Genomic DNA, 21,791 nt, shown 5'->3' on the forward strand with positions numbered 1-21,791 from the left:
GCTAACCCGCCCCGAGGAACTGCCTGAGCACCGCCAGCTGGGTTTCGCGCGCTTCGGCCTGGAGCGCGCGCCCCTGCTCGGTCGCGGTGACGTTCACCCCGCGCCGGTCGGTCACGCACATCGACCGGGCGACCAGCCCGCACTTCTCCATGCGCGCCACCGCACGCGACAGCGCGCTCTGGCTCAGGTGCAGGTCGGCGAGGATGTCCGCGGCGCGGGCCTTGCAGTCGTCGGAGGCGACGATGCGGTCGAGGACTTCGTAGTCGCTCATGGTGAGGCCGTGCTTCGCCTGAAGGGCGCGGTCCAGCTCGTGGGCGACCTTGCTGTATCGAGACAGCAGGTCCCGCCATTGCGCGACGAGCAGGGCATCGGTGGTCACGGGGCGAACCTAGCGCATCCCTCTCTTATCATGCAAGTGAATTTTTTGCACACGCATTTTATGCATGGACATTCAATGCGCATGCATATAAGTTCTTGGCCATGGCCCACTCTGTCGAGACTCTCGCGGGCCCCAACGTCCGCGAGCACGCCACCCTGTCCCCTGCCTCCCCCACCGCCGCACCCGACGTGCGGTGGACGCCCAAACTCTGGGGCGTCCTCGCGGTGCTCTGCCTTGTCCTGTTCCTCGACGGCCTCGACGTGTCGATGGTCGGCGTCGCCCTGCCGTCCATCGGCCACGAACTCGGCATGTCGGCCACGTCCCTGCAATGGATCGTCAACGGCTACGTCCTTGGCTACGGCGGCCTGATGATGCTCGGCGGGCGCACCGCCGACCTCCTCGGCCGGCGCCGGGTCTTCCTCATCGCCCTCGGGGTGTTCGCCGCCGCTTCGCTGCTCGGCGGACTCGTCGACAGCGGCCCGCTGCTCATCGCCAGCCGCTTCGTCAAGGGCCTCGCGGCCGCGTTCACCGCGCCGACCGCGCTGTCCATCCTCACCACGACGTTCCCGGAAGGCCCGGCACGGAACCGGGCGCTGTCGGTGTTCTCCGTGTTCGGCGCCAGCGGCTACTCGTCCGGGCTCATCCTCGGCGGCCTGCTCACCGGCATCGGCTGGCGCTGGACGTTCCTCACCCCCGTGCCGCTGGCCGTCCTCGCGCTGGTCGCCGGCTACTTCCTGATCCCCCGCGACAAGCCCGCCGACGAAGGCGGCCACGACCTGGTCGGCGCCGTCACGCTCAGCGGCGGCATGCTGCTCGCGGTCTACACCGTGGTCTCCGCCCCCGACCGGGGCTGGACCGCACCGCTCACGCTCGGCTCCGTCGTGCTCGCCGCCGCGCTCCTGACCACCTTCGTGATCGTGGAACGCCGCGTCCCGCACCCGCTCGTCCGCTTCGGCATCCTTCGCAACGGCGGTGTCGTCCGGGCCAACCTCAGCATCGTCGCCCTCATGGGCTCCTACATGAGCTTCCAGTTCATGATGACGCTCTACCTCCAGGACGGGCTCGGCTGGTCCGCGCTCCGCATGGCGCTCGGCCTGCTCCCCGCGGGCCTGGTCGTGGCGTTCGGCTCGCCGTTCACCGGCAAGCTCATCAACCGGTACGGCACCGCGCCGTTCCTCGCCGCGTCGATGGCGTCGCTCAGCCTCGGCTACCTGTGGTTCCTGGCCACCGCCGGCACCACGCCGAACTACGCGTTCAGCATCCTCCCGTCGATGCTGCTCCTCGGCGGCGGCTTCGCGTTCGGCTTCGCGTCGATCATGTCGCAGGCCACCGAAGGCATCGACGACTCGGAGCAGGGCCTGGCCTCCGGGCTCGTCCAGACGTCCGGACAGGTCGGCGCGGCACTCGTGCTCGCCGTCGTGACCGCCCTGACCTCGGGGGCGACCCCGGGCGACACCGACTTCGGCTCCTACCGGCCGGGCGCCAACCTGGTCACCGGGGTGGCGGTCGCCGGTCTCCTGCTCAACCTCGTGCCGATGCTGCTGTCCCGCCGCGGACGCCGCGACGCACTCCGGTAGGCGCCCGCAGGCGGAAACAGCACGGTTGGTTGCAGATAAGCGGACGGTAGGCCGCCGTAAGCGGTGTGCCGGATGCGGGCGCAGCGGGCTCAAACTGCCCGAGATCTCGCTCGGCCTGTGGCAGAACTTCGGCGACGAGAAGCCGCTGCAGAACTCGCGCGCCATCCTGCGGCGCGCGTTCGACCTCGGCATCACGCACTTCGACCTGGCCAACAACTACGGCAAGCCGTACGGCTCCGCCGAGAGCAACTTCGGCCGGATCCTGCGCGAGGACTTCGCCGCGCACCGCGACGAGCTCGTCATCTCCAGCAAGGCCGGCTGGGACATGTGGCCGGGCCCTTACGGCGAGTTCGGCTCCCGCAAGTACCTCACCGCGAGCCTCGACCAGAGCCTGCGCCGCATGGGCCTCGACTACGTCGACATCTTCTACTCGCACCGCCCCGACCCGGAGACTCCGTTCGAGGAGACGATGGGGGCGCTCGACAACGCGGTGCGCCAGGGCAAGGCGCTGTATGTCGGCATCTCGTCGTACGACGCCGCGTCCACCCGCGAGTGCGTGCGGATCCTGCGCGAGCTGGGCACGCCGCTGCTGATCCACCAGCCCGCGTACTCGATGCTGAACCGGTGGATCGAGCCGGACCTGCTGGACGTGCTCGGCGAGGAAGGCGTCGGCTGCATCAGCTTCTCGCCGCTCGCCCAGGGCCTGCTGACCGGCCGCTACCTCGACGGCATCCCGGCGGGCTCGCGCGCCACGCAAGGGTATTCGCTGTCCTCGGACCGCATCACCGACGACCTCCTCGCCAAGCTGCGGGCGCTCAACGCGATCGCCGCGAAGCGCGGGCAGACGCTCGCGCAGCTCGCGCTGGCGTGGGTGCTGCGCGACGCGCGGATGACGTCGGCGCTGATCGGCGCGAGCAGTGTCGCCCAGTTGGAGGAGAACCTGGCCGCGCGCGGCAACCTGGCCTTCGAGGCTGCGGAACTCGCGGAGATCGACCGGCTGTTGGGCTGATCGTCGGAACCCGGGGCGCCCTGGGTCCCCGGGGTCAGGCTGCGGCAGTGGCGGCCCGGCCGGTGCGGTCGTCGGCGCCGGCGTTGGTGCCCGTGTCGGTGCCGGTGTCGTGGAGCAGCTTGGTGATGTCGTGGACGGCCGCCCGCCCGGCCCGGTTGGCGCCGATGGTGCTGGCCGACGGCCCGTAGCCGACCAGGTGGATGCGCGGGTCGGCGGCGGTGCGGGTGCCGTCCATGCGGATACCGCCGCCGGGTTCGCGCAAGCCGAGGGGCGCGAGGTGGTCGAGGGCGGCGCGGAAGCCGGTCGCCCACAGGACCGCGTCGGCGTGCACGGTGCGGGGGCCGTCGGGGGTGTCCCAGGCGACGCCGTCGGGAGTGAGCCGGTCGAACATCGGCGTGCGGTCGAGGAGGCCGCGTTCCCGGGCGTCGCGGACCGCCGCGGTGGGCGGGAGCCCGGTGACGGTGACGACGCTCTGCGGCGGCAGGCCCTGCCGGACGCGTTCCTCGACGCGCGCGACCGCGGCCCGGCCCAGTTCGGGAGTGAACTCGTCGTCGCGGAACTGCGGCGGCCGCCGGGTCACCCACGTCGTGGTGCCGCCCGCGGCGTTGATCTCGGCGAGGAAGTGGATGGCGGACGTGCCGCCGCCGACGACCACGACGTGCTTGCCGCGGAACTCGTCGGGGCCCGCGTAGTCGACGGTGTGGAGTTGGCGGCCGCGGAAGTCGGCGGCGCCCGGGTAGTAGGGCAGGAACGGCCGCCGCCAGGTGCCGGTGGCGTTGATCAGCGTGCGGGTCGTCCACGTGCCGGCGTCGGTGTCGACGGCCAGCAGCCCCTCCCCCGCCTCGCGGACGGCGGCGACCTTGACCGGGCGCACCACCGGCAGGTCCATCGCCTGTTCGTACGCGGCGAAGTAGGCGGGGACGGCCACCCGTGCCTGCGCGGTCGGCTCGATCGGCGGGACGGGCATGCCCGGCAGCTCGTGCACGCCGTGCACCGACTCCATGAGCAGCGTCGGCCACCGGTGCCGCCAGGCGCCGCCCGGTCCGGCGTCGGCGTCGAGCACGGCGAAGTCCAGGCCCGCGCGGCGCAGGAAGTAGGCGGCGGACAGGCCGGCCTGTCCGGCGCCGATCACGACGGCGTCGAGCGGGGCGGGCACAGGCTCCGAAGCGTCCATGCCCGGTGAACACCGCGAAGCCCGCCGGACTTCCCGGCGCCGTCGGTCAGTCGTCCGCCGCGCCGGGCAGCCGCACGACCACGACGAGTCCGCCTTCGCCGCGGGCTTCGGCCTCGACGGTCCCGCCGTGCGAGTCGACGACGGCCCGGACGATGGACAGGCCGAGTCCGGATCCGGTGGTGTCGCCGGATCCGGCGAGGCGGGCGGCGTCGCCGCGGTGGAAGGGTTCGAACAGGGCCTCGACGTCGGCGGCGGCGATGACCGCGCCGGAGTTGGCGACCCGGAGTTCCGCGCCGCGGCCGGGGGTGGCCGCGGTGGTGACGCGCATGAGGCCGCGGCCTTCCGGTCCGGGTTCGGGGCGGTTGTGCCGGACGGCGTTCTGGATGAGGTTCGCGGCGACGTGTTCGAGCAGCACCGGGTCGCCGGACGTGGGCGCCGGGCCGAGGTCGCGGGTGAGGACGATGCCCGCCGCGGCGGCCTGCGCGTGGTAGGTGTCGATGGCTTCCGCGGTCAGGTCGGCGAGGTCGACGTCCTGGTAGCTTTCCGGGCCCTGCCGGCCCTTGGCGAGCAGCAGCAGGCTCCCGACGAGGCGTTCGCTGCGGGCGGTGGCGCGCAGGGCGCGTTCCACGGACGGTTTGAGGTCGTCGGGCACGCGGCCTTGGGCGAGGGGGATTTCCAGCGCGGTGCGCTGCACGGCGAGCGGGGTGCGGAGTTCGTGGGACGCGTTGGCCGCGAAGCGGCGGTTGGCGGCGAAAGCCCGGTCGAGGCGGCCGAGCATGGCGTCGAAGGTGTCGCCGAGTTCCTTGATCTCGTCGGACGGGCCGACGAGGGCGAGCCGGTCGTCGAGGTTGCGTTCGGAGATGTGGCGGGCGGCGGCGGTCACGGTGTGCAGGCGGGCGAGGGAGCGTCCGGCCGTCCACCAGCCGAGTGCGGCGGCCACCACCGTGAGCACGCCGAGGGTGATGAGCGATTGGCCAACCAGGGCGTCGAGGACGACGGATTTGAAGTCGACGAAGCGGGCGAGGGCGACGGCCTGTGTGGTGGCTGCCGCGGTCGGGCCGTCGGCCGGGTACGAGGGCAGGAGCGGCTGTGCGGGCACGGCCTCGGTTGCGGCGGATGCGGGCGCGGACGTGACGACGCTGCTGTGGTCGCCGAGGATGCGGTTGACCGCGAGGTACTGCACGAGCAGCAGCACGCCGCCGCAGGCCACGAACAGCACGGCGTGCAGGGCGGCCAGCCGGGTGCGGATCCGCCAATTGGGGCGCGGGAGCCCGCGCAGCCGCCCTCTCACAGCCGGTAGCCGATCCCCGGGACCGCTTCGATGAGCGGCGGGTCGCCCAGTTTGCGGCGCAGCCCGTGCATGGCGACCTTGACCACGCCGGTGCGCGGGTCGACGGCGTCTTCCCAGGCCTCGTCGAGGAGTTCGCCGTGCGTGACGACGCCGCCGTCGGCGGTGAGGAGGAGTTCGAGGATGACCATTTCCTTGGGGCTGAGGCGGAGCAGGCGTCCGTCCCGTTCGGCGAGGCGCCGCTGCGGGTCGAGGACGACGCCGAGGCGTTCCAGCACGCCGCCGCTGGTGCTGCCGCCGCCGCGGCGGGCGAGGGCGTGGATGCGGGCCACGAGTTCGGTGTAGGCGAACGGTTTGGCGAGGTAGTCGTCGGCGCCGAGGTTGAGTCCGTCGACGCGGTCGGCGAGTGCGCCGGACGCGGTGAGCATGAGGATGCGGGCCGGGTTGCGGGTGGCGACGAGCGTGCGGCACACGGCGTCGCCGTGCAGCACGGGCAGGTCGCGGTCGAGAAGGATCACGTCGTACGCGGAGGCCGCGGCGCGTTCCAGCGCGCGGGCGCCGTCGCGGGCCACGTCGACGCCGAAGCCCTGGCCGCGCAGGCCCTCGGCGAGCAGCTCGGCCAGGTCTTCGTCGTCCTCGACGACGAGCAGTTTCATCCGTGTTTCTCCGCTTCCGGGCATCCGTCCCATGATCACATCCCGCGGCCGGGACCCGGCCCCACCCGGGTCCCGGCACGGCGTCGGTGCCGATCGGACCGGTGACCGAGCCTGCCCCGGGGCCGGTTAGCGGGCGGTTAGGCCGGGAGGCGGCCGCCCGCGACTCGATGGGGCGAGTGGGGTTTGTGTGACTGATGTGACATAAGCGCAACCCGAAGCGGCAATGGCGCCGGAACCGACTCCGATACCGCGGGGGCGGCGGCAACAGCCGGGATCGCCTGCCCGGCGCGCGGATAATCCCGCGGAAAGTCCGCAGGGCCCCTCACAGCACCGGAAGGCGGCGGTATGGCGACGTACAGCGAGATCCGTGAAGCGACGCTGGCAAGGACGGAGGAGACTCGCGAGTTCCGCGAGGATCTGGCGCGGCACCCGGAGCTGGCGTGGAAGGAGCACCGGACCACCGAGAAGATCGAGGCGGAGCTGGCCTCGATCGGCTTCAGCCCGGTCCGGGGAAGTCGCGGCACGGGTGTCATCGCGGAGGTCGGACCGCAGGACGGTCAGGTCATCGTGCTGAGCGCCGATATCGACGCCCTGAAGATGCCCGACAAGCGCAACGTCGAGTACCGGTCTCGGCGCAAAAACGCCCATCACGGCTGCGGCCACGACGTCACGACGGCGGGATTGGTCGGCGCGGCGCATGTCCTCAAGGGCCTTGACGACCGCGGGGAATTGGCGAACCGTGTCCGGTTCGTCTTCCGGCCGGCCGAAGAAGACGGCAAAGGCGCCGCCGTGATGGTTCGGGAAGACGCGGTCTTGGAGCATGCGGTGGCGGCCTACGGCCTGCACTGCTGGCCGACGATCCGGATCGGCCAGTACGGCGTCCGCCAGGGGCCGACGCAATACAGCACGCACCGGGTGGAATTGGAGCTGACCGGCCCGGGTGGCCACACCGCTCGCCCGGAAGAGAGCGAGAACCCGGTCGAGGTCGGAGCCGATCTCATCGTCGGCATGCGGAACGGGCTGCGGAAGCTCTACGCCAACGTGCCCGAAGGCGACCGTCCGGTCTTGGCCTTCGGCTCCTTCAACGCCGGGACGACGATGAACGTCATCCCGGATCACGGAGAGGGCTTGGCCACGCTGCGTTCCCCGACCATGAAGACGTACCAGGCCGCGCCGCAGGAACTCATGAAGATCGCCGCGAAGGTCCTGCGGAAGAACGGCTACGCCGGAGCCAAGGTCAGCCTGATCGACCTGCTGCCGCCGGTGATCAACACCGCGGAGCCCGAGGTCCGCGCGATCCTCGGCGCGGTGGTGGGCGAGGAGAACGTGGTGCGGTTCGACGGGTCCCGCGGCGGCGACGACTTCTCGTTCTTCGGCGCGGGGGTCCCGAAGGAAAAGGGCCGGGAGGCCATTCCGGGCGTGGACATGATCCACTACACGCAACTGGGGGTCGTCCCCATGGGCATGCCTCTCGTCGACAGCCGACGAAAACTGCACACTCCGACGTTCGATACCGACCGCCGAGCACCCGTCATGGCGGCAGTGCAGTTCGCCGCACTCGGCGCCACTCCGGTCCGGCCGCGGGAACGGATCGGCGAGCGGGCGCTCTTGCTCGCACGCTGACTCCGGCCGGCGTCGTCCCGCGCCCGCGGACGGGCGGCGGTCCCGTTGCGCGGACACCCCCACCGCGCCGCCGGTTAGCGCGCGGTTAGCGCGCCGCGAACCGGCGGCGAACCGGCTGCTCCGTAGAACCGGTAGCGGGTCGGACGGCAGCGTGCCGTCCGCCGGCGAAGGGACTCTCGGATGCGCAATCTCCCCACGCGGCACCGCACGCGCCTGCACCGGACGACGGCCGGGGCGGGCGCGGCGGTGCTCGCGTCGCTGCTGGTCCTGGCGGCGTGTTCGTCGGGCGGGTCGGACGACGGCAAGGACGGTGTCGCGTCGCTCGGCGACCAGGGCAAGGGCTCGTCCGCGCCGCCGAAGGCCGCCGCGGGTGAGAAGGGCGACATGGTGAAGTACGCCGGGTGCATGCGCGAGCACGGCATCGACATGCCCGACCCGAACGGCGACGGAAGCATGGCCGCGATGGCGATGCCGGCGGCCGACGGGGCGGACTCGGCGGAGATGAAGAAGATGGAGGACGCCTCCAACGCCTGCCGCCAGTGGCTGCCGAACGGCGGCGAAGTGTCCGAGAAGGACAAGGCGGCGCAGCGGGAGAACGATCTGAAGCTCGCCAAGTGCCTGCGCGAGCACGGCATGGACGTGCCGGACCCGCAGCCGGGCCAGAACGGGTTGACGATCGCCCAGGACGCGAGCGACCCGAACAAGTCGGATGCGGCGTTCAAGGCCTGCATACCCGGCTCGGGCGACGCGCCGAGCGTGACGGTTCCGAAGTGACGGGGCTCGGGCCGGGCGGGATCCTGGATCCGGCGCCCGGGTCGGACGATACCGCCGAGTACGCGCCGGCCCGGTCGCGGCGTTCCGCCGTCCGGACACGTACGTTCGCGATCGCCGGTGTCGCCGCCGTGCTGGCGCTCGGGGTGGGCGGCGCGGTGGTGTTCGCGCCGGACGGCGGCGGTGGCGGCAAGACGCAGAACCAGTCGCAGTCGACGAAGGCGAAGGCGCCGGTGGTCCGCGGCGATCTGACGGTCAGCGAGGAACTCGGCGGCGTGCTGGGCTTCGCCGGAACGGGCACGGTGTACGCGCAGCAGCCCGAGTCGGGCGGCGGCACTCCCCCGGGTTCGGGTGACAGCGGCAGCGCGAGTGCGCCGCCGGGTGGCGGTACCGCGTCGTCGCCGCCACCGTCGCGGACTCCGGACACCAAGCAGCCGGGTACCGGCCGTCCCGACGACGAGGGGCTGTCCGGTCCGCGGATCTTCACCGAGCTGCCGAAGGTGGGCGACGTCGTGCGGCAGGGCGAGACGGTCTACCGGGTGAACGGCCGTCCGGTGCCGCTGTTCGTCGGCGACGCGCCGCTGTGGCGGGCGCTCGGCAAGGGCGTGGCGAACGGCAGCGACGTGCGGATCCTGGAACGCAATCTCGTCGCGCTCGGCTACGGCAAGGACCTGCAGGTCGACGACAAGTTCACGGACGCGACCGCGGCGGCCGTCCAGCGCTGGCAGAAGGCGCTCGGTGTGCCGCAGACCGGCCGGGTCGATCCGTCGGCGGTCGTGGTGCAGCCCGGCGCGGTCCGGGTGACCGCGCTCAAGGCGTCGGTCGGCGCGCCCGCGCAAGGCGAGGTGGCGGCGGTCTCCGGCACGAACCGGCAGGTGACCGTGCCGCTGCCGGTGGACAAGCAGGCGCTGGCCCGCAAGAGCGCCAAGGTCTCGGTGCGCCTGCCGGACGGCCGCACGACCCCGGGCACGGTTGCGGAGATCGGCACCGTCGCGACGAAGAACGAGGGCGACGGCGGTGGCGGCCCGCCCGGTGGCGGCAGCGGCAAGCCGGTGATCCAGGTGACGGTGACTCTCGACAAGCCCGACGAAGCCGGGGCACTCGACGGTGCGCCGGTCAACGTCGGGTTCACCAGCCAGAGCCGGACAAACGTGCTGTCCGTCCCGGTCAACGCCCTCGTCGCGCTCGCCGAAGGCGGCTACGCCGTCGAGGTCGTCGAGCCGTCCTCCGGAACCTCCCGCCTGGTGGGGGTGACCCCCGGGCTGTTCGCGAACGGCCGGGTCGAGGTGTCCGGCGACGGGCTGACCGCCGGGCAGAACGTACGGGTGCCGTCGTGACGCGGGCCGCGGGCCGGTTCCGCCGCACAGCCCGCCGCACCGCCCGGCGCGCGGAGGAGCCGGGTTTCGGGGAGCCGGACCCGGCGCACGGCAAGCATCTGGCGCCCGAGGTGATCACCCTGCGTGCGGCGACCAAGACGTACGCGGGTGGCCTCACCGCCCTGGACCATGCGGATCTCACCATCCGGCAGGGCGAGTTGCTGGCGATCGTCGGCCCGTCCGGGTCGGGCAAGTCGACGCTGCTCAATCTGATGGGCACGCTCGACCGGCCGACGTCGGGCCGGGTGGAGGTCCTCGGGCACGATGTGGCCGCGTTGTCCGACCGGCGGCTGTCCGCGGTGCGGGCGCGCTGGATCGGCTTCGTGTTCCAGCAGTTCTTCCTCGCCCCGCACCTGACGGCGTTGGAGAACGTCGCGAACGGGCTGCTCTACCACGGCATCGGGCACTCGGGACGGCGCGACCGTGCGGCGGAGGCGTTGCGGCGCGTGAGCCTGGGGCATCGGCTCGACCACCGTCCGCACGAACTGTCCGGCGGCGAACGGCAGCGCACCGCGATCGCACGCGCGGTCGTGGCGCGGCCCCGCATCGTCCTCGCCGACGAGCCCACCGGCGCGCTCGACTCGGCGTCCGGCGCGGCCGTCGTCGACCTGCTCCGCGACTTGAACGCGCAGGGCACGACGATCGCGGTCATCACCCACGACCAGGCGCTGGCCGCGGCCTTGCCCCGGCGGGTGCGAATCCTGGACGGGCAGATCCGCGAGGACGGACGGCCGGTGCTCTCCGCGGCGCAGCCGGCCGGCCCGGGTCCGGAGGCGGCGTCGTGACCGGTCCCTTCGAAGCCCTCCCCTCCCCCGCACGACTGGGCCCGAGGGACGTCCTCGTCGTCGGCCTGTCCGGCCTCCGCGGCCGCAAACTGCGCGCGGCGTTGTCCGCCCTGGGCATCGCCATCGGTGTCGCGGCGATGGTCGCGGTCGTCGGTATCGGCACGTCCAGTCAGGCGGAACTAGAGCAGCGCATCGCGAAGTTGGGGACGAACCTGCTCACCGTCGCGCCCGGCAGCAGCTTCTCGGGCGGCCAGGTCGACCTGCCGGTGGACGCCGACGCGATGGTCCGCCGCATCGGCCCGGTCGAATCCGCGACCGCCACCGGGGCCACCAAAGCCGCGGTGCGCCGCAACGACCGGATCGACCCGAAAATCACCGGCGGCATCCAGATCGCCGCGGCCCGCGAGGACCTCTTGGCGACCGTCGGCGGGCAGCTCCGCAGCGGCCGCTTCCTCGACCCGGCCACGTCGGGATACCCCACGGTGGTCCTGGGCGCGAAGGCAGCGGACCGCTTGGGCGTCGACGCGCCCGGCGGGCAAGTGTGGCTGGGCGACCAGTGGTTCACGGTCATCGGCATCCTCGACCCGGTGCCGCTCGCGCCCGAACTGGACACGAGCGCCTTGGTCGGCTGGCAGGCCGCGACCCGCTACCTCGGGTTCGACGGCCATCCGACGACCGTCTACACCCGGACGGCGGACTCCGCGGTCGAACGAGTCCGCGACGTCCTCGCGCCGACCGTCAACCCGAAGAGCCCCAACGAGGTCCGCGTCAGCCGCCCGAGCGACGCCCTGGCCGCACAGCTCGCGGCGAAGGACACGTTCAACGCGCTGCTCCTCGGACTCGGCGCGGTCGCCTTGCTGGTCGGCGGGGTGGGCGTGGCGAACACGATGGTGATTGCGGTGCTGGAACGCCGCCAGGAGATCGGCCTCCGCCGCGCGCTGGGTGCGCATCGCGGCCAGATCCGCACGCAGTTCCTGACCGAGGCGGTGACGCTGTCGGGCCTGGGCGGCATTGCGGGCGCCGTGCTGGGCGGCGCAGCGACGTATGCATATGCGGCCGCCAAGGACTGGCCGTTCAGCATCCCCGCGGGAGCGCTGGCGGCGGCTGTCGGGGCGTCGGCGCTGGTCGGGGCGATTGCCGGCCTGTATCCGGCGGGACGGGCGGCCCGGCTGACGCCTACGGAGGCGCTGGCGGTGGGGTGAGGGAGGGACGGGGCTGCGGTCGGCCGTGGTGCGGCCCGCCCCGCCTCCCTACGCGTCCCCCTTGATCCTCGCGTTGCCCGCATTGCCCGCATTGGTCGCATTGCCCGCATTGCCGCGCACCAGCGTTTCCGCGAGCCGGGTCGCCGCGCCCGGGGTCAACTCGGTGTGTCCCACCAGCAGCCGGTACCAGAGCACCCCGAAGACCTGGTCCACCATCAGGCCGAGGTCGGCGTCGGCCGCGAGTTCGCCCCGGTCGCGGCCGCGGCGCAGCAGCGCCAGCAGCGCGTTGCGGCGCGCCTCGGTGAATTCGGCCATCATGGCCGCCAGATGCGCGTCGTGGGCGGCTTCGCGGGCCAGCTTCGCGAGGACGGGCGCGGTGTCGTTGGCCGCCGCGCCCGCGAAGCTCGCGGTGACGAAGGCGGTGAGGTCGGTGCGCACGTTCCCGACGTCGGTCTCCGGCACGACGTCGTCGGCGTGGCTGGTCAGGGCTTCGAGCAGCACCGCGCCCTTGGACGGCCACCACCGGTAGATCGTCTGCTTGCCCACCCCGGCCTCGCGCGCGATGGCGTCCACGGTCACCGGTCCGGCGGCCTCGCCGCCGCCGCGTAGCAGCCGCATGGCCGCGGCCAGGATCGCCCGCCGGACGTCGTCGTTGCGGCGGCGCCCGGTGTGCGGGCGGGGCTGCGCCGGGTCGGTACCAGGCCGGGGTTCGGAGTCGTCGGTGCGCATGCCTGGACTATATCGCTTGACGAGACTCACAGTCTCGACAACACTCAAGGCATGCCGAGACCGCGAGTCTCGACAAACCGCACCTCCAGGCATAAGGAGCACAGCCATGTCCTTCACCGGTCAGCACGTCGTGGTCATGGGCGGCACCTCGGGCATCGGCGAGGCGGCCGCGGCCCGGTTCGCCGCGGACGGCGCCGAGGTCGTCGTCACCGGCCGCGACCGGGCCCGCCTCGACGCCGCCGTCGAGCGCATCGGCGGCAAGGTCGAAGGCCACGTGCTCGACGGCACCGACCCCGAACAGATCGCCGCGTTCTTCGCCGGACACGGCCCCATCGACCACGTGGTCCTCGCCTTGAGCGGATCCTCCGGCGCGGGTCCGCTCGCCGGCCTGGACCTGGGCGCGGAGGGCGATTTGGCAGCCGGCTTCGCGGGCAAGTTCTGGCCGTTCGTCCGCATCCTCCAGGCCGCCCTGCCCACGCTGCGCCGCGACGGATCGGTCACCTTCGTCACCGCCGCGTCGGCCCGCGCCGCCTTCCCCGGCACGTCCGGCCTGGCCGCGATCAACGGCGCGCTGGAAGCGATGGTCCCGCCGCTCGCCGTCGAACTCGCGCCGCTGCGTGTCAACGCGGTCTCCCCGGGCGTGGTCGACACCCCGTGGTGGCACGGCATGCCCGACGACGCGCGGGCCACGTTCTTCGACGGCATGGCCGCCGCCACCCCGGTCGGCCGGGTCGGCCGGCCCGGCGAAATAGCCGACGCCATCGCCATGCTCGCCGGCAACGGCTTCGTCACCGGTGTGGTCTTCGACTGCACGGGCGGAGCGAACCTGGCGACGGGGCGGTAGCGCGAGCGGGGCCGCTTCCGGGCAGCTCTCGCCGAGGGGCGGGCCGGGGCGGCGGGCCCGGCCCGCGCCCCCGGCCGGGTTCGGAATCGGGTCCGAGCCGAGGCCACGGCTGAGCGGCGGCCCGGGGCCGGACACCCCCCGCCGCGCCGCACCGGGCCGGGCCTCGGATCACGGCCCACGACGCGGGGCCGCGCCGGGTCTGCTCCCCCGGCTCCTCCGGCAACGCGTCGGCAACCGCGATCGTCCGACCCGACGTCAGGCACCGTGCTTGGCAGGCACCGCGCTCCGCCGGATCAGCCGTGTCACTCCGAGGGGCGGCCCAGTTCCTCCCACCGCCACTGCAAGACGTCGACGGTCGCGTGGATCCCGGGTGTCGGCGCGCCGGCGGCTCCACGCATCAACGCCGCGGCTTGGATTCTGCGCCCCGCCAGGATCAGGCGATCCACCTCGGCCCGCGCGTCGCCGGAAAGCCGCCCCCACACGGTGTCGTCCACGGCTCCATGAAACCGCACACGACCGGTCGGCCGCCGCACGGATGATCACCGCCGCTCGGCGCTGTCCACGATGCGCGGCAACGGGACGCTGTGGCAGGCCGGTTCGCTACAGTCGGGCGGCAACCGGACTGTTCGGACGAGCGATGGGTCATCACATGTCGGGTACTTCGGTCGGTGGGGCTCCGCATCCGGACGTGCTGCGGGAGTTCGTTCGTCTGGGCGGGTCCGTGGACGCGGACTTCGAACCGGAGGTCTGGATCGAGGACACTCCCCTCGGGCCGCGGCCCGTTCCACCCGCGTTGCAGGCGATCCTGGCGGTCCGCTGGCCGGACGGGCACGTCCTGCGTACCGAGGAGGACGGCTACCTGATGACGTTCCCCCAGCTCGTCGACACGGACCCCATGCTGGAAGACCGCGCCCTGTTCGTGATCGCGTTCAGCCAGACGACACAGTACTACTGGGTCGTCGACCTCGACGACGAGCGCCCCGACGATCCGATGGTGCACGACATCGACCACGGGGACGCCGACGAGGGGGACTTCGACCAGCCGCAACGCCTGTCGGCGCTGCTCGCGACGCTGGTGTCGGACTGATCCACGCCAGGGCGGGCTCGGCACGCCGAGCCCGCCCACCGCGCCCCGCCGTCAGCGCTGCGGCACCCCCGCCATCACCTGGCCGAACCGCGCCGAGCCGTTCACGTGGGCCTGCTGCCCGTGCCACTGGACGTCGAGGGGCTCCGCGACGCCCTCGTGCCACCAATAGGCGCGGGGGCTCAGTGGCGGCATGCCGCGGGTGAGTTCGTGGCCGGTGGCGAACATCGCGGACACCGTCTCGGGAATGCGCTGATTGCGGATCGGGACGCTGATCAGCGTGTTGTCGTCGGGGAACGCGACGAGGGCGCCCGCGGGCAGATCCGCGCCGAGGGCCTCGCCGAGGCGGGTCAGCTGGGCGGTGGCCGGCCAGCCCTGGCCGACGAACGCGTACATGTCCGCGCCGCCGGGGGCGTCGAACTCGCTGCGTGCGAAGTGCTCGCCGCGCAGGTTCGTCGCGGACTGCAGCCACACGTCTTCCGCGCCCAAGCCCCAGGCCTGCGCCATGGGGACCTCGGCGGTGACGATCTGCCCGTCCGGCAGCTTGACGCACGCCACGGCGACCAGCTCGTCGCCCAGCGGCCACACCATCGCGGGCGGCGCCAGGTGCGGGCCGGGCCGCGTCACGACCAGCCGCAGGTCCAGGCGGACGCGATCCACGGGCGCGCCCGCGAGCATCTGCCGCAGGTCGCCGCCGGGCCCGCTCGCCGGCCCGCCGGGACCCGCCGCACCCCCGACGGCACCGGGCGGCACGCCCGGCCCGCTGCCGGGTCCTCCGCCGACCGCGACCGGCTGCCCGGTCGGCGGGCCGTACTGGGCGGGCTGCCCCGCGGCGGGCGGGCGGTTGCGGCGGAACATCGCCATGGATCGGATCCTCTGGGGGCCGGCCGCCGCACACGGGGGCGTGCGGCGAGGTGCGGGTGTGACCCCTTGTGTCTACCCGGGCCACGTCCCGCCGTGCAAGCATGCTCCGCACCGCGGCGCGGAGACCCGCGTCCCCGGCGCTGTCACGCCGCCCCGGCCACGGCGTCGAAGACCCGGCGCAGCTCCTCCAGCGCCTCGCGCTGCGCCCGCTCCGGGTCCTCCGCGCGCCCTATGGTCTTCGCGGACTCGCTGAGTCCGCCGAAGAGCAGCCGGGCCAGCGGCTCGACCGGCCGCGGCGCGATCCGCCCGCCCGCGATCGCGCGCTTGACCCCGACGTACATCTGCTTCACGCACTGCTCGGTCACCTCGTCGACCGCTTCCACCCCGAGCGCCCCCGGCGCGTCCAGCAGGGTGATCCGCTGCACGCCCGGGTCGAGGCTCATCCGCAGGTATGCCTTGCAGCCCTCGTAGACCGCGTCCCACAGGTCCTCGTCGGCCTTCGCCAGGTACGCGGCCGCGACCTGTTCGGCGATCTTCCCTTCCTCCGCCACATACACCCCGAGGAACAGGTCCTCCTTGTTGCGGAAGTGGTGGTACAGCGCACCCTTGCTGACGCCCGCCCGCGTGCAGACCGCGTCGAGCGACGTTCCCCCGTAGCCCTCGGCCGCGAACAGGTCGCGGGCCGCCGCCAGGAGATCCGCGGTGGTCGCGTCGGAACGCTGCCGCTGCGTGCGGCGGGTGCGGGGGCTCGTCGAGGTGGCCATCCACCTATTGAACCCCAGCCCCGCCGCACGTGAGGAGACCGCTGCCACCGACGGCTACCCGGTCGGCCCCAGGCGCGCCGCCGCGAGCGTGCGCAGCGTGTGCGCTGCGGTGAACGCGTGTCCGCGCCGGTTCCCGTGCAGCCCGTCGCTGCCGTACAGCGACGGGTCGGCGGACGCCGCGTGGTTGGTGAAGTCGACGTGCACGGCGCCGTACCGGCCGGCGATGGCGGCGGTCAGGTCGTTGAGCCGGTGCAGCCGGTCGCGCAGCGGGCCGCGGAGTTCGTCGGGGATGTACGGGCTCCCGGAGCAGTCGTACAGCCCGAACGTCACCACGTCCGCTCCGCCCGCGCGGAGTGCCGCCACCATCGCCTCGATGTCGGCCGCGACCGGTTCCGGTTCGAAGCGGCTGCGCAGCAGGTCGTTGCCGCCCGCGAGCACCGCGGCCAGGTCCGGCCGGAACTCCAGCGCACCGTCGAGCTGCGTTTCGCGGATCGCCGCCGCCCGCAGATCGCGCCTCCCCAGGTTGAGGTATGCGAACGCCTCTTCCCCGGAAGCGCGTTCGAGTGCCTGGGCGACCGAGTCCGCCCACCCCTGATCCGGGAACCCTTCGGTGGCTTCCCCGATGCCCTCGGCGATGCTGTCCCCGATCACCGCGAACCGCCGCCAGGGCGCCCCGGCGAGCAGCGCGGCTTCCTCACCCGCGGCCAAGCGGTACGCGAGCGGCTCGGTTCCCCGGCTCATGTGCGTCGTGGTCATACCGTCATCTCCTTGCGTTCGCCTACCAGCGCTTCCGACCCGGCGTCGCGGCGCGCATCCGCCGGTGCCCCCGCTGCCGCGGCGGACTTCGCCAGCCCGATCCCCGCCGCCGCGGTCAGCACCGCCAGCCCGGCGAAGATGAAGAACAAGTCCCGGAACGCGTCCGTCCCGTGCCCGGCCTCGCGCTGCATCACGGTGGCCAGCGCCGCGATGCCGAGCGCCCCGCCGACCTGACGCGCGGTCAGGTTCAGCCCGGTCGCCCCCGCGAATTTCACCGGCGGCACGGACAACGCCGCCGCGCTGGACACCCCGGTGCTCACCGCGCCGATGCCCAGGCCGAGCAGCACGCCCGTCGGCAGCCACAGCGTGAGGAACGCAGGCTGTTCCGGAACGGCCAGGCCCAGCCACAGCGCGGTGACGGCGAGCACGACCGCCCCGCCGACGACCGCCGTCCGCGGCGTCACCGCCCGCGCGAGTTTCCCGACCGCGAGTCCCGCCGCGGCCGACACGACCGCACCGTGCGTCATCGCGAACCCGGCCCGGAGTTCGGAGTAGTGCCACACCTGGGTCAGGTACAGCACGCCCAGGAGCATCCACGGGTAGAGCAGCATGCCGAACAGGAACGAGACGACGTTGGCGTAGGCGTACGGCCGACTCCGCCACAGCCCCACTTCCAGGCCCGGACGCGGATGGCGTGCCGCGCGGGCCACCGCGGCGACGATCAGCAGCAGGCCGCCCGCGATGCAGGCGAGCGTCCGCGCGTCGTCCCACTGCCAGGTCGATCCTTGCGAGACGCCGACGACCAAGGCGCCGATCCCGCCCGCCAGGAGCGCGGACCCGGCGAGGTCGGGGAGGCGTTCGCCGCTCCGCGAGTCCGCGGCGACGCGGGTGAGCAGCGCCAGGCCGATGCCGATCGGCACGGTGATCAGGAACACCGAGCGCCACCCGAACACGTCGACGAGGATCCCGCCGAGGCTCGGCCCGAGCGCCGCGGCCAGCGACGCGGACGCGGACCACGCGCCGATCGCCGCCGCCCGCCGGGCGGCCGGTATCTGGGCCAGCACGATGGCGAGCGAGGCGGGCACCAGTGCCGCCGCGCCCAGCCCCTGCACCGCGCGGGCGACGAGCAGCGTTGCGAGGTTCGGTGCCGCGGCGCAGGCCGCCGAGGCGAGCGTGAACACCGCGATGCCGGCCCGGTAGAGGCCGCGGCGGCCGACGGTGTCGGCGAGCCGCCCCGCGGGGGCGAGGAGTGCCGCGAAGGCGATGGCGTACAGCGACATGACCCAGGTCAGGTCGGCGACCGAGGCGCTGCCGAAGTCCCGCTGCAGGTCCGGGACGGCGAGGTTGGCGATCGTCACGTCGAGCAAGGAGACGAACGATCCGCCGCAGGCGAGGAGGAGAACGAGCACGGAGCCGGCTTTGCCGTCGGCTTCTCCGCGTTCGGAATCGGGTGCGAAATCGGGTTCTGCATCGGGTTCGGAATCGGGTCCGAGGTTGTGTTCGGGGTCGTGCAGGGGTGGGCGCATCTCCGGCGTCCTTCCTTTTACATACCGACGGTCGGAATGTTAGGAGGCAGCCGGATCCCCCGTCAACGCGGTTTCGGGGCTGCGAGGGAGCACCTTGCCAAGCTGGCAAATCTCGACGAGGAAATTCCCTGCCCTCAGGCAGAACCTTTCAACGCGCGGGTCGTTAGGCCGTCCGTGGAAGGGTTGGACGTAGTGGTGTTCGGACCGGTCGACGCGCTCGCGCGGCTTCGCATCCTCCTGCGCGAGACGGGCGACTTGGTCGAGGCCGACCCGGTAGTACCGGATGACGACGACCCCACGCACGGGTCCTGCTTCATGCGCATGACCCGACCCGGCGGCGGGCCGGATGCGTACCGCGCGAACGGCCGCCGAGGATCGCCGGCAGGCTTCCTCGCACCCCTGGCGGCCTTCCTGCGGCGCCCAGCGGATCAGGCCCGCCGCCGACCGCCCCAGGGACCGGGACGCCACCGGGCGAACAACTCGGTCGGTTAGCCGGTCCCGCGGGACCCTGCGGCCTTGCGGCCGGAGGTGACGCAAGCGGGCCGCCCACTGCCCGGGGCGGCCCGCTTGTCATCTGCCATCTGCCATCTGCCATCTGTCATCTGCCGGCGCTTTTGACTCTTACTGCGCACCAACACGCTTGGCGCGCAACGCTCTTACCGCTCACTTACGCATCCGGGTCGCGGCACCGCAGGACGAGCGCCGACAGCTGATGGACTCCGGTCTCGGGGGCGACGAGGCAGGTCGCGGTGGTGTCGGCTTCTCCCGTGCCGGTGTTGCGGGTGTAGCGCGGGTGTGCGCGGCGACCGGCGGCCGGATCCGGCGGCCGGGCGCGAACCGGTAGGCGGTGACGCTCAGTTCGACGGAGACCGGCACGGGCCCTGCTTCTCCCGGGATGCGCCGGAACAGGCCGTCGCAGACGTTCGCGGAACGGCCGCGCCGGTCGACGTCGCACAGCCGGGCGACGGTTCGGACGCTCGTTGGCGCGGTTGCCGGGGACGTTGGGCCGAGAAGCCTTTACGGAAAGCGACTTGGCGGGCCCGGCCGCACGGCCGGTTGCCTATCGACGGCCTTGCCCGAAAGGCGGCGCCGTCCGCCCTTTAGGCTGGTGCGGTGGCTGATGACCAGGAGCAGATGCGGCCGTCGGGAGTGTGGGCCACGGCGGTGGGAGTGGCCAAGGTGCGCGCCATGGAGACCGAGCGGGAGAACGCGCTGTTCCGCGACCCGCTGGCGCGGGCTTTCGCGGCCGCCGGTGGGCTGTGGCCTGCTGCGCCGCCGCCGCAGGACGACGAGGCCGCGCGACGCCGCCGGTTGGCCGTGTCGTTCTCGATCGTCGTCCGCACGAAATTCCTCGACGACCTGTTGCGGGAGGCGTCCGCGTCCGGAGTCCGGCAGGTCGTCCTGCTCGGCGCCGGCATGGACAGCCGGGCGTTCCGGATGGAATGGCCCGAGGGGACCCGGTTGTTCGAGGTCGACACCGCCGCCCCGCTGGACTTCAAAGCTGAGGTACTCCGCGGGGAACGTGCCGTCGCGCGCTGCGAGCGGATCCCCGTGGCCGTGGATCTGCGGGAGGACTGGCCGCGCGCGCTGTCCGCCGCGGGGCACGACCCGACCGCGCCGACCGTATGGATCGCCGAGGGACTGCTGATCTATCTGCCCGAGGATGCGGTGGAGTTGCTGCTGGCCCGGATCGGCACGCAGTCGGCGGCCGGCAGTCGGCTGGGGCTGACGCTGGGCTCGCGCGGCGTGATCGAGCGGTTCGGTGCGGACGCCGCGCCGGGATCGGCGGCATCCTTGTGGATTTCGGAGATGCCCGACGACCCGGTGCGTTGGCTGGCCGCGCACGGTTGGGAAGGCGAGAGCCACACTCTGCGCGAGCGGGCTGCCGCGTATGGCCGCCCGATGAGCACTCCGGAGCGCCGCGAGGAGCGGCCTGGCGGGCTGATCTCGGCGGTTCGCCGCTGACGCGGAACCCGCCCTACCTCCCGACCTGCTCCCTCAGCTCTTCCCGCGACAAATACGCGTGCGTGTGCTCGTAGTCCGACAGCGACCCCGTCCGGCCCGCCAAGAAACCCAGCCGGATGAAGTCGTCCCCGGCGAACGCGTGCATGCCCCACGCCGCCGCCACCCGGGCCCGCGACCGGAAGCCCGGCAGCGCCATCAGGTGGTACCCCCGCGTCAACGCCTGCGCCGGGAGCCCGCGCAGTTCGCGCCCGAGCGGCCGCGCGACAGCCTCCGTCCCGCCCAGGTCCACCACGAGCCCCAGGTCCTTGTGCCGGAACTCCCGGAATCGGCCGCCCTTGATCCGCGCGATCACGTTGTGCGCCGCGACCCGCGCCTGCCGCATCGCGTACTGCGCCGTCGGCGGGCAGATCGCGCCGTCGCCCTTGTCCACGTCGGGTACCGCCGCCGCGTCCCCCAGCCCGAACACGTCACGCCGCCCCGGCACCGCCAGGTCCGTCCCGACCGCCAGCCGCCCCCGGACCGTCTCCGATCCGAGCGTCCCGATCAGCGGACTCGCCGCCACCCCCGCCGTCCACACCAACGTCCGGCACGGCAGGACCTCACCGCTGGTCAGCGTCACCGAGTCCGCCCCCACCGCCGTCACGCTCGTCTCCAGCCGCACGTCGACTCCGCGCCGCGCCAGAATCTCCAGCGCCGCCCGCCCCAGGTTCTCGCCGAGTTCCGGCATGAGCCGCGGCGCCATGTCCAGGACGGTCCACCGCACCTGCGACGGGTCGAGCCGCGGGAAGTGGTCGAGCGCCGACGACGTGACCATCTCCAGGCATGCCGCCGTCTCCACGCCCGCATAGCCGCCGCCGACCACCACGAACTGGCAGCGCGCCCGCCGCTCGTCCTGGTCCAGACTGCTGTTGGCGAGTTCGAGCTGCGCGATCACGTGGTCGCGCAGGGAGACCGCTTCCGCGAGGTTCTTCATGCCGCGCCCGTACTTGTCGAGCCCGGGGATGTCGAACGAGCGCGTCACACTTCCGGGACACAGCACGATCTGGTCGTACGCGATGTTCACCAGCTCGCCGGTGATCTTCCGGACCACGCACACCTTCGCGTCCAGGTCCACGCCGATCGCCCCGCCCGGCACGATGTGCGTGCGCTTGAGCATGCGGTACAGCGGCACCGCGATCGACCGGCTGGATATCACCCCGGCCGCGACGTGCGGCAGCAACGGCAGGTACAGCATGTAGCCGCCCGGGCTGATCAGCGTGATCTCGGCGTCCTGTGGCCCGAGGTGCTTCTCCAGGTGCCGGACGGTTTCGAAGCCGGCGAAGCCCGCGCCGACCACGAGGACTCGGGATCGCTCCATGGGATGCCCTCCGTCGACAAGCGGCTCGACACAACGGCTAGACCATCCGGGTGAATGCCCGG

The 21,791-nt window shown here is 72.8% G+C and carries 21 protein-coding genes; 10 read left to right on the forward strand and 11 right to left on the reverse strand.

Going from position 1 to position 21,791, the window contains the following annotated elements:
- Position 1 precedes the first annotated feature (1 nt).
- Positions 2-379: a MarR family winged helix-turn-helix transcriptional regulator gene (locus ACPA54_RS05750; protein ID WP_423527426.1), complete on the reverse strand. Its 378-nt coding sequence runs from the start codon at positions 377-379 to the stop codon at positions 2-4.
- 101 nt (positions 380-480) lie between these two features.
- On the opposite strand from ACPA54_RS05750, the gene ACPA54_RS05755 reads away from it, so the two are divergent.
- Complete coding sequence (locus tag ACPA54_RS05755; protein WP_345676611.1) at positions 481-1,956, forward strand: MFS transporter; 1,476 nt, start codon at positions 481-483, stop codon at positions 1,954-1,956.
- A gap of 25 nt (positions 1,957-1,981) precedes the next feature.
- Positions 1,982-2,965 (forward strand): L-glyceraldehyde 3-phosphate reductase, encoded by a 984-nt coding sequence (gene mgrA, locus ACPA54_RS05760; protein ID WP_423527428.1) that lies wholly within the window; start codon positions 1,982-1,984, stop codon positions 2,963-2,965.
- 34 nt (positions 2,966-2,999) lie between these two features.
- On the opposite strand, the gene ACPA54_RS05765 is transcribed toward mgrA, so the two are convergent.
- The 3 genes from ACPA54_RS05765 to ACPA54_RS05775 are packed head-to-tail and all read right to left on the reverse strand — an operon-like array spanning position 3,000 to position 6,083.
- Positions 3,000-4,139 carry an FAD-dependent oxidoreductase gene (locus ACPA54_RS05765; RefSeq protein WP_423527430.1) on the reverse strand — a complete coding sequence of 380 codons (1,140 nt, stop codon included), beginning with the start codon at positions 4,137-4,139 and terminating at the stop codon, positions 3,000-3,002.
- Positions 4,140-4,185: 46 nt separating this feature from the next.
- The gene (locus ACPA54_RS05770; protein WP_423527432.1) at positions 4,186-5,430 is read right to left on the reverse strand and encodes a HAMP domain-containing sensor histidine kinase; all 1,245 of its coding nucleotides are present in this window, start codon (positions 5,428-5,430) and stop codon (positions 4,186-4,188) included.
- Positions 5,427-6,083: a response regulator transcription factor gene (locus ACPA54_RS05775; protein ID WP_423527434.1), complete on the reverse strand. Its 657-nt coding sequence runs from the start codon at positions 6,081-6,083 to the stop codon at positions 5,427-5,429. Before ACPA54_RS05775 ends, ACPA54_RS05770 begins: the two co-directional genes overlap by 4 nt.
- Before the next feature lie 345 nt (positions 6,084-6,428).
- Between ACPA54_RS05775 and ACPA54_RS05780 the strand changes: the two genes are divergently transcribed.
- The 5 genes from ACPA54_RS05780 to ACPA54_RS05800 all read left to right on the forward strand — a co-directional run bounded on the left by ACPA54_RS05780 (position 6,429) and on the right by ACPA54_RS05800 (position 11,840).
- Positions 6,429-7,706 (forward strand): M20 metallopeptidase family protein, encoded by a 1,278-nt coding sequence (locus tag ACPA54_RS05780; protein ID WP_423527436.1) that lies wholly within the window; start codon positions 6,429-6,431, stop codon positions 7,704-7,706.
- Between the two features lie 180 nt (positions 7,707-7,886).
- Positions 7,887-8,480, forward strand: coding sequence for a hypothetical protein (locus ACPA54_RS05785; protein ID WP_423527438.1), 594 nt, complete (start codon positions 7,887-7,889; stop codon positions 8,478-8,480).
- Complete coding sequence (locus ACPA54_RS05790) at positions 8,477-9,814, forward strand: peptidoglycan-binding protein (protein WP_423527440.1); 1,338 nt, start codon at positions 8,477-8,479, stop codon at positions 9,812-9,814. Before ACPA54_RS05785 ends, ACPA54_RS05790 begins: the two co-directional genes overlap by 4 nt.
- 98 nt (positions 9,815-9,912) lie before the next feature.
- Positions 9,913-10,638 carry an ABC transporter ATP-binding protein gene (locus ACPA54_RS05795; protein ID WP_423527830.1) on the forward strand — a complete coding sequence of 242 codons (726 nt, stop codon included), beginning with the start codon at positions 9,913-9,915 and terminating at the stop codon, positions 10,636-10,638.
- Positions 10,635-11,840 carry an ABC transporter permease gene (locus ACPA54_RS05800; protein ID WP_423527442.1) on the forward strand — a complete coding sequence of 402 codons (1,206 nt, stop codon included), beginning with the start codon at positions 10,635-10,637 and terminating at the stop codon, positions 11,838-11,840. The genes ACPA54_RS05795 and ACPA54_RS05800 overlap by 4 nt, the downstream gene beginning before the upstream one ends.
- A 48-nt stretch (positions 11,841-11,888) precedes the next feature.
- Here ACPA54_RS05800 and ACPA54_RS05805 read toward each other — a convergent pair whose 3' ends face one another.
- Positions 11,889-12,569 (reverse strand): TetR/AcrR family transcriptional regulator, encoded by a 681-nt coding sequence (locus ACPA54_RS05805; RefSeq protein ID WP_423527444.1) that lies wholly within the window; start codon positions 12,567-12,569, stop codon positions 11,889-11,891.
- 106 nt (positions 12,570-12,675) lie between these two features.
- On the opposite strand from ACPA54_RS05805, the gene ACPA54_RS05810 reads away from it, so the two are divergent.
- Entirely contained in the window at positions 12,676-13,413 is a 738-nt protein-coding gene (locus ACPA54_RS05810; RefSeq protein WP_423527446.1) for an SDR family oxidoreductase, read from the forward strand.
- Between the two features lie 302 nt (positions 13,414-13,715).
- Here ACPA54_RS05810 and ACPA54_RS05815 read toward each other — a convergent pair whose 3' ends face one another.
- Positions 13,716-13,907, reverse strand: a complete 192-nt coding sequence (locus tag ACPA54_RS05815) for a hypothetical protein (RefSeq protein WP_423527448.1) — start codon at positions 13,905-13,907, stop codon at positions 13,716-13,718.
- A 155-nt stretch (positions 13,908-14,062) separates the two neighbouring features.
- On the opposite strand from ACPA54_RS05815, the gene ACPA54_RS05820 reads away from it, so the two are divergent.
- On the forward strand, positions 14,063-14,500 hold the full coding sequence (locus ACPA54_RS05820) for a hypothetical protein (protein WP_423527450.1): 438 nt from the start codon (positions 14,063-14,065) through the stop codon (positions 14,498-14,500).
- A gap of 51 nt (positions 14,501-14,551) precedes the next feature.
- Here the strand turns inward: ACPA54_RS05820 and ACPA54_RS05825 are convergent, their stop codons facing one another.
- The 4 genes from ACPA54_RS05825 to ACPA54_RS05840 all read right to left on the reverse strand — a co-directional run bounded on the left by ACPA54_RS05825 (position 14,552) and on the right by ACPA54_RS05840 (position 18,407).
- Positions 14,552-15,361, reverse strand: coding sequence for a DUF1444 domain-containing protein (locus ACPA54_RS05825; RefSeq protein WP_423527452.1), 810 nt, complete (start codon positions 15,359-15,361; stop codon positions 14,552-14,554).
- Positions 15,362-15,504: 143 nt separating this feature from the next.
- The gene (locus ACPA54_RS05830) at positions 15,505-16,125 is read right to left on the reverse strand and encodes a TetR/AcrR family transcriptional regulator (RefSeq protein ID WP_423527453.1); all 621 of its coding nucleotides are present in this window, start codon (positions 16,123-16,125) and stop codon (positions 15,505-15,507) included.
- A 54-nt stretch (positions 16,126-16,179) separates the two neighbouring features.
- Positions 16,180-16,881 (reverse strand): SGNH/GDSL hydrolase family protein, encoded by a 702-nt coding sequence (locus tag ACPA54_RS05835; protein ID WP_423527455.1) that lies wholly within the window; start codon positions 16,879-16,881, stop codon positions 16,180-16,182.
- On the reverse strand, positions 16,878-18,407 hold the full coding sequence (locus ACPA54_RS05840) for an MFS transporter (RefSeq protein WP_423527457.1): 1,530 nt from the start codon (positions 18,405-18,407) through the stop codon (positions 16,878-16,880). The genes ACPA54_RS05835 and ACPA54_RS05840 overlap by 4 nt, the downstream gene beginning before the upstream one ends.
- Before the next feature lie 1,149 nt (positions 18,408-19,556).
- Here ACPA54_RS05840 and ACPA54_RS05845 point away from each other — a divergent pair.
- Entirely contained in the window at positions 19,557-20,372 is an 816-nt protein-coding gene (locus ACPA54_RS05845) for a class I SAM-dependent methyltransferase (RefSeq protein WP_423527831.1), read from the forward strand.
- A gap of 13 nt (positions 20,373-20,385) precedes the next feature.
- On the opposite strand, the gene ACPA54_RS05850 is transcribed toward ACPA54_RS05845, so the two are convergent.
- Complete coding sequence (locus tag ACPA54_RS05850; RefSeq protein WP_423527459.1) at positions 20,386-21,729, reverse strand: NAD(P)/FAD-dependent oxidoreductase; 1,344 nt, start codon at positions 21,727-21,729, stop codon at positions 20,386-20,388.
- Positions 21,730-21,791 lie beyond the last annotated feature (62 nt).

This window comes from Uniformispora flossi, from assembly GCF_049534875.1.
Taxonomy (GTDB): domain Bacteria; phylum Actinomycetota; class Actinomycetes; order Streptomycetales; family Streptomycetaceae; genus Yinghuangia; species Yinghuangia aomiensis.

Coding starts and splice junctions, on each gene's coding strand:
- ACPA54_RS05755 (WP_345676611.1), top strand. CDS start 481: ATGGCCCACTCTGTCGAGACTCTCGCGGGCCCCAACGTCCGCGAGCAC.
- ACPA54_RS05765 (WP_423527430.1), bottom strand. CDS start 4,139: ATGGACGCTTCGGAGCCTGTGCCCGCCCCGCTCGACGCCGTCGTGATC.
- ACPA54_RS05775 (WP_423527434.1), bottom strand. CDS start 6,083: ATGAAACTGCTCGTCGTCGAGGACGACGAAGACCTGGCCGAGCTGCTC.
- ACPA54_RS05780 (WP_423527436.1), top strand. CDS start 6,429: ATGGCGACGTACAGCGAGATCCGTGAAGCGACGCTGGCAAGGACGGAG.
- ACPA54_RS05785 (WP_423527438.1), top strand. CDS start 7,887: ATGCGCAATCTCCCCACGCGGCACCGCACGCGCCTGCACCGGACGACG.
- ACPA54_RS05805 (WP_423527444.1), bottom strand. CDS start 12,569: ATGCGCACCGACGACTCCGAACCCCGGCCTGGTACCGACCCGGCGCAG.
- ACPA54_RS05810 (WP_423527446.1), top strand. CDS start 12,676: ATGTCCTTCACCGGTCAGCACGTCGTGGTCATGGGCGGCACCTCGGGC.
- ACPA54_RS05820 (WP_423527450.1), top strand. CDS start 14,063: ATGTCGGGTACTTCGGTCGGTGGGGCTCCGCATCCGGACGTGCTGCGG.
- ACPA54_RS05825 (WP_423527452.1), bottom strand. CDS start 15,361: ATGGCGATGTTCCGCCGCAACCGCCCGCCCGCCGCGGGGCAGCCCGCC.
- ACPA54_RS05830 (WP_423527453.1), bottom strand. CDS start 16,125: ATGGCCACCTCGACGAGCCCCCGCACCCGCCGCACGCAGCGGCAGCGT.
- ACPA54_RS05835 (WP_423527455.1), bottom strand. CDS start 16,881: ATGACCACGACGCACATGAGCCGGGGAACCGAGCCGCTCGCGTACCGC.
- ACPA54_RS05840 (WP_423527457.1), bottom strand. CDS start 18,407: ATGCGCCCACCCCTGCACGACCCCGAACACAACCTCGGACCCGATTCC.
- ACPA54_RS05850 (WP_423527459.1), bottom strand. CDS start 21,729: ATGGAGCGATCCCGAGTCCTCGTGGTCGGCGCGGGCTTCGCCGGCTTC.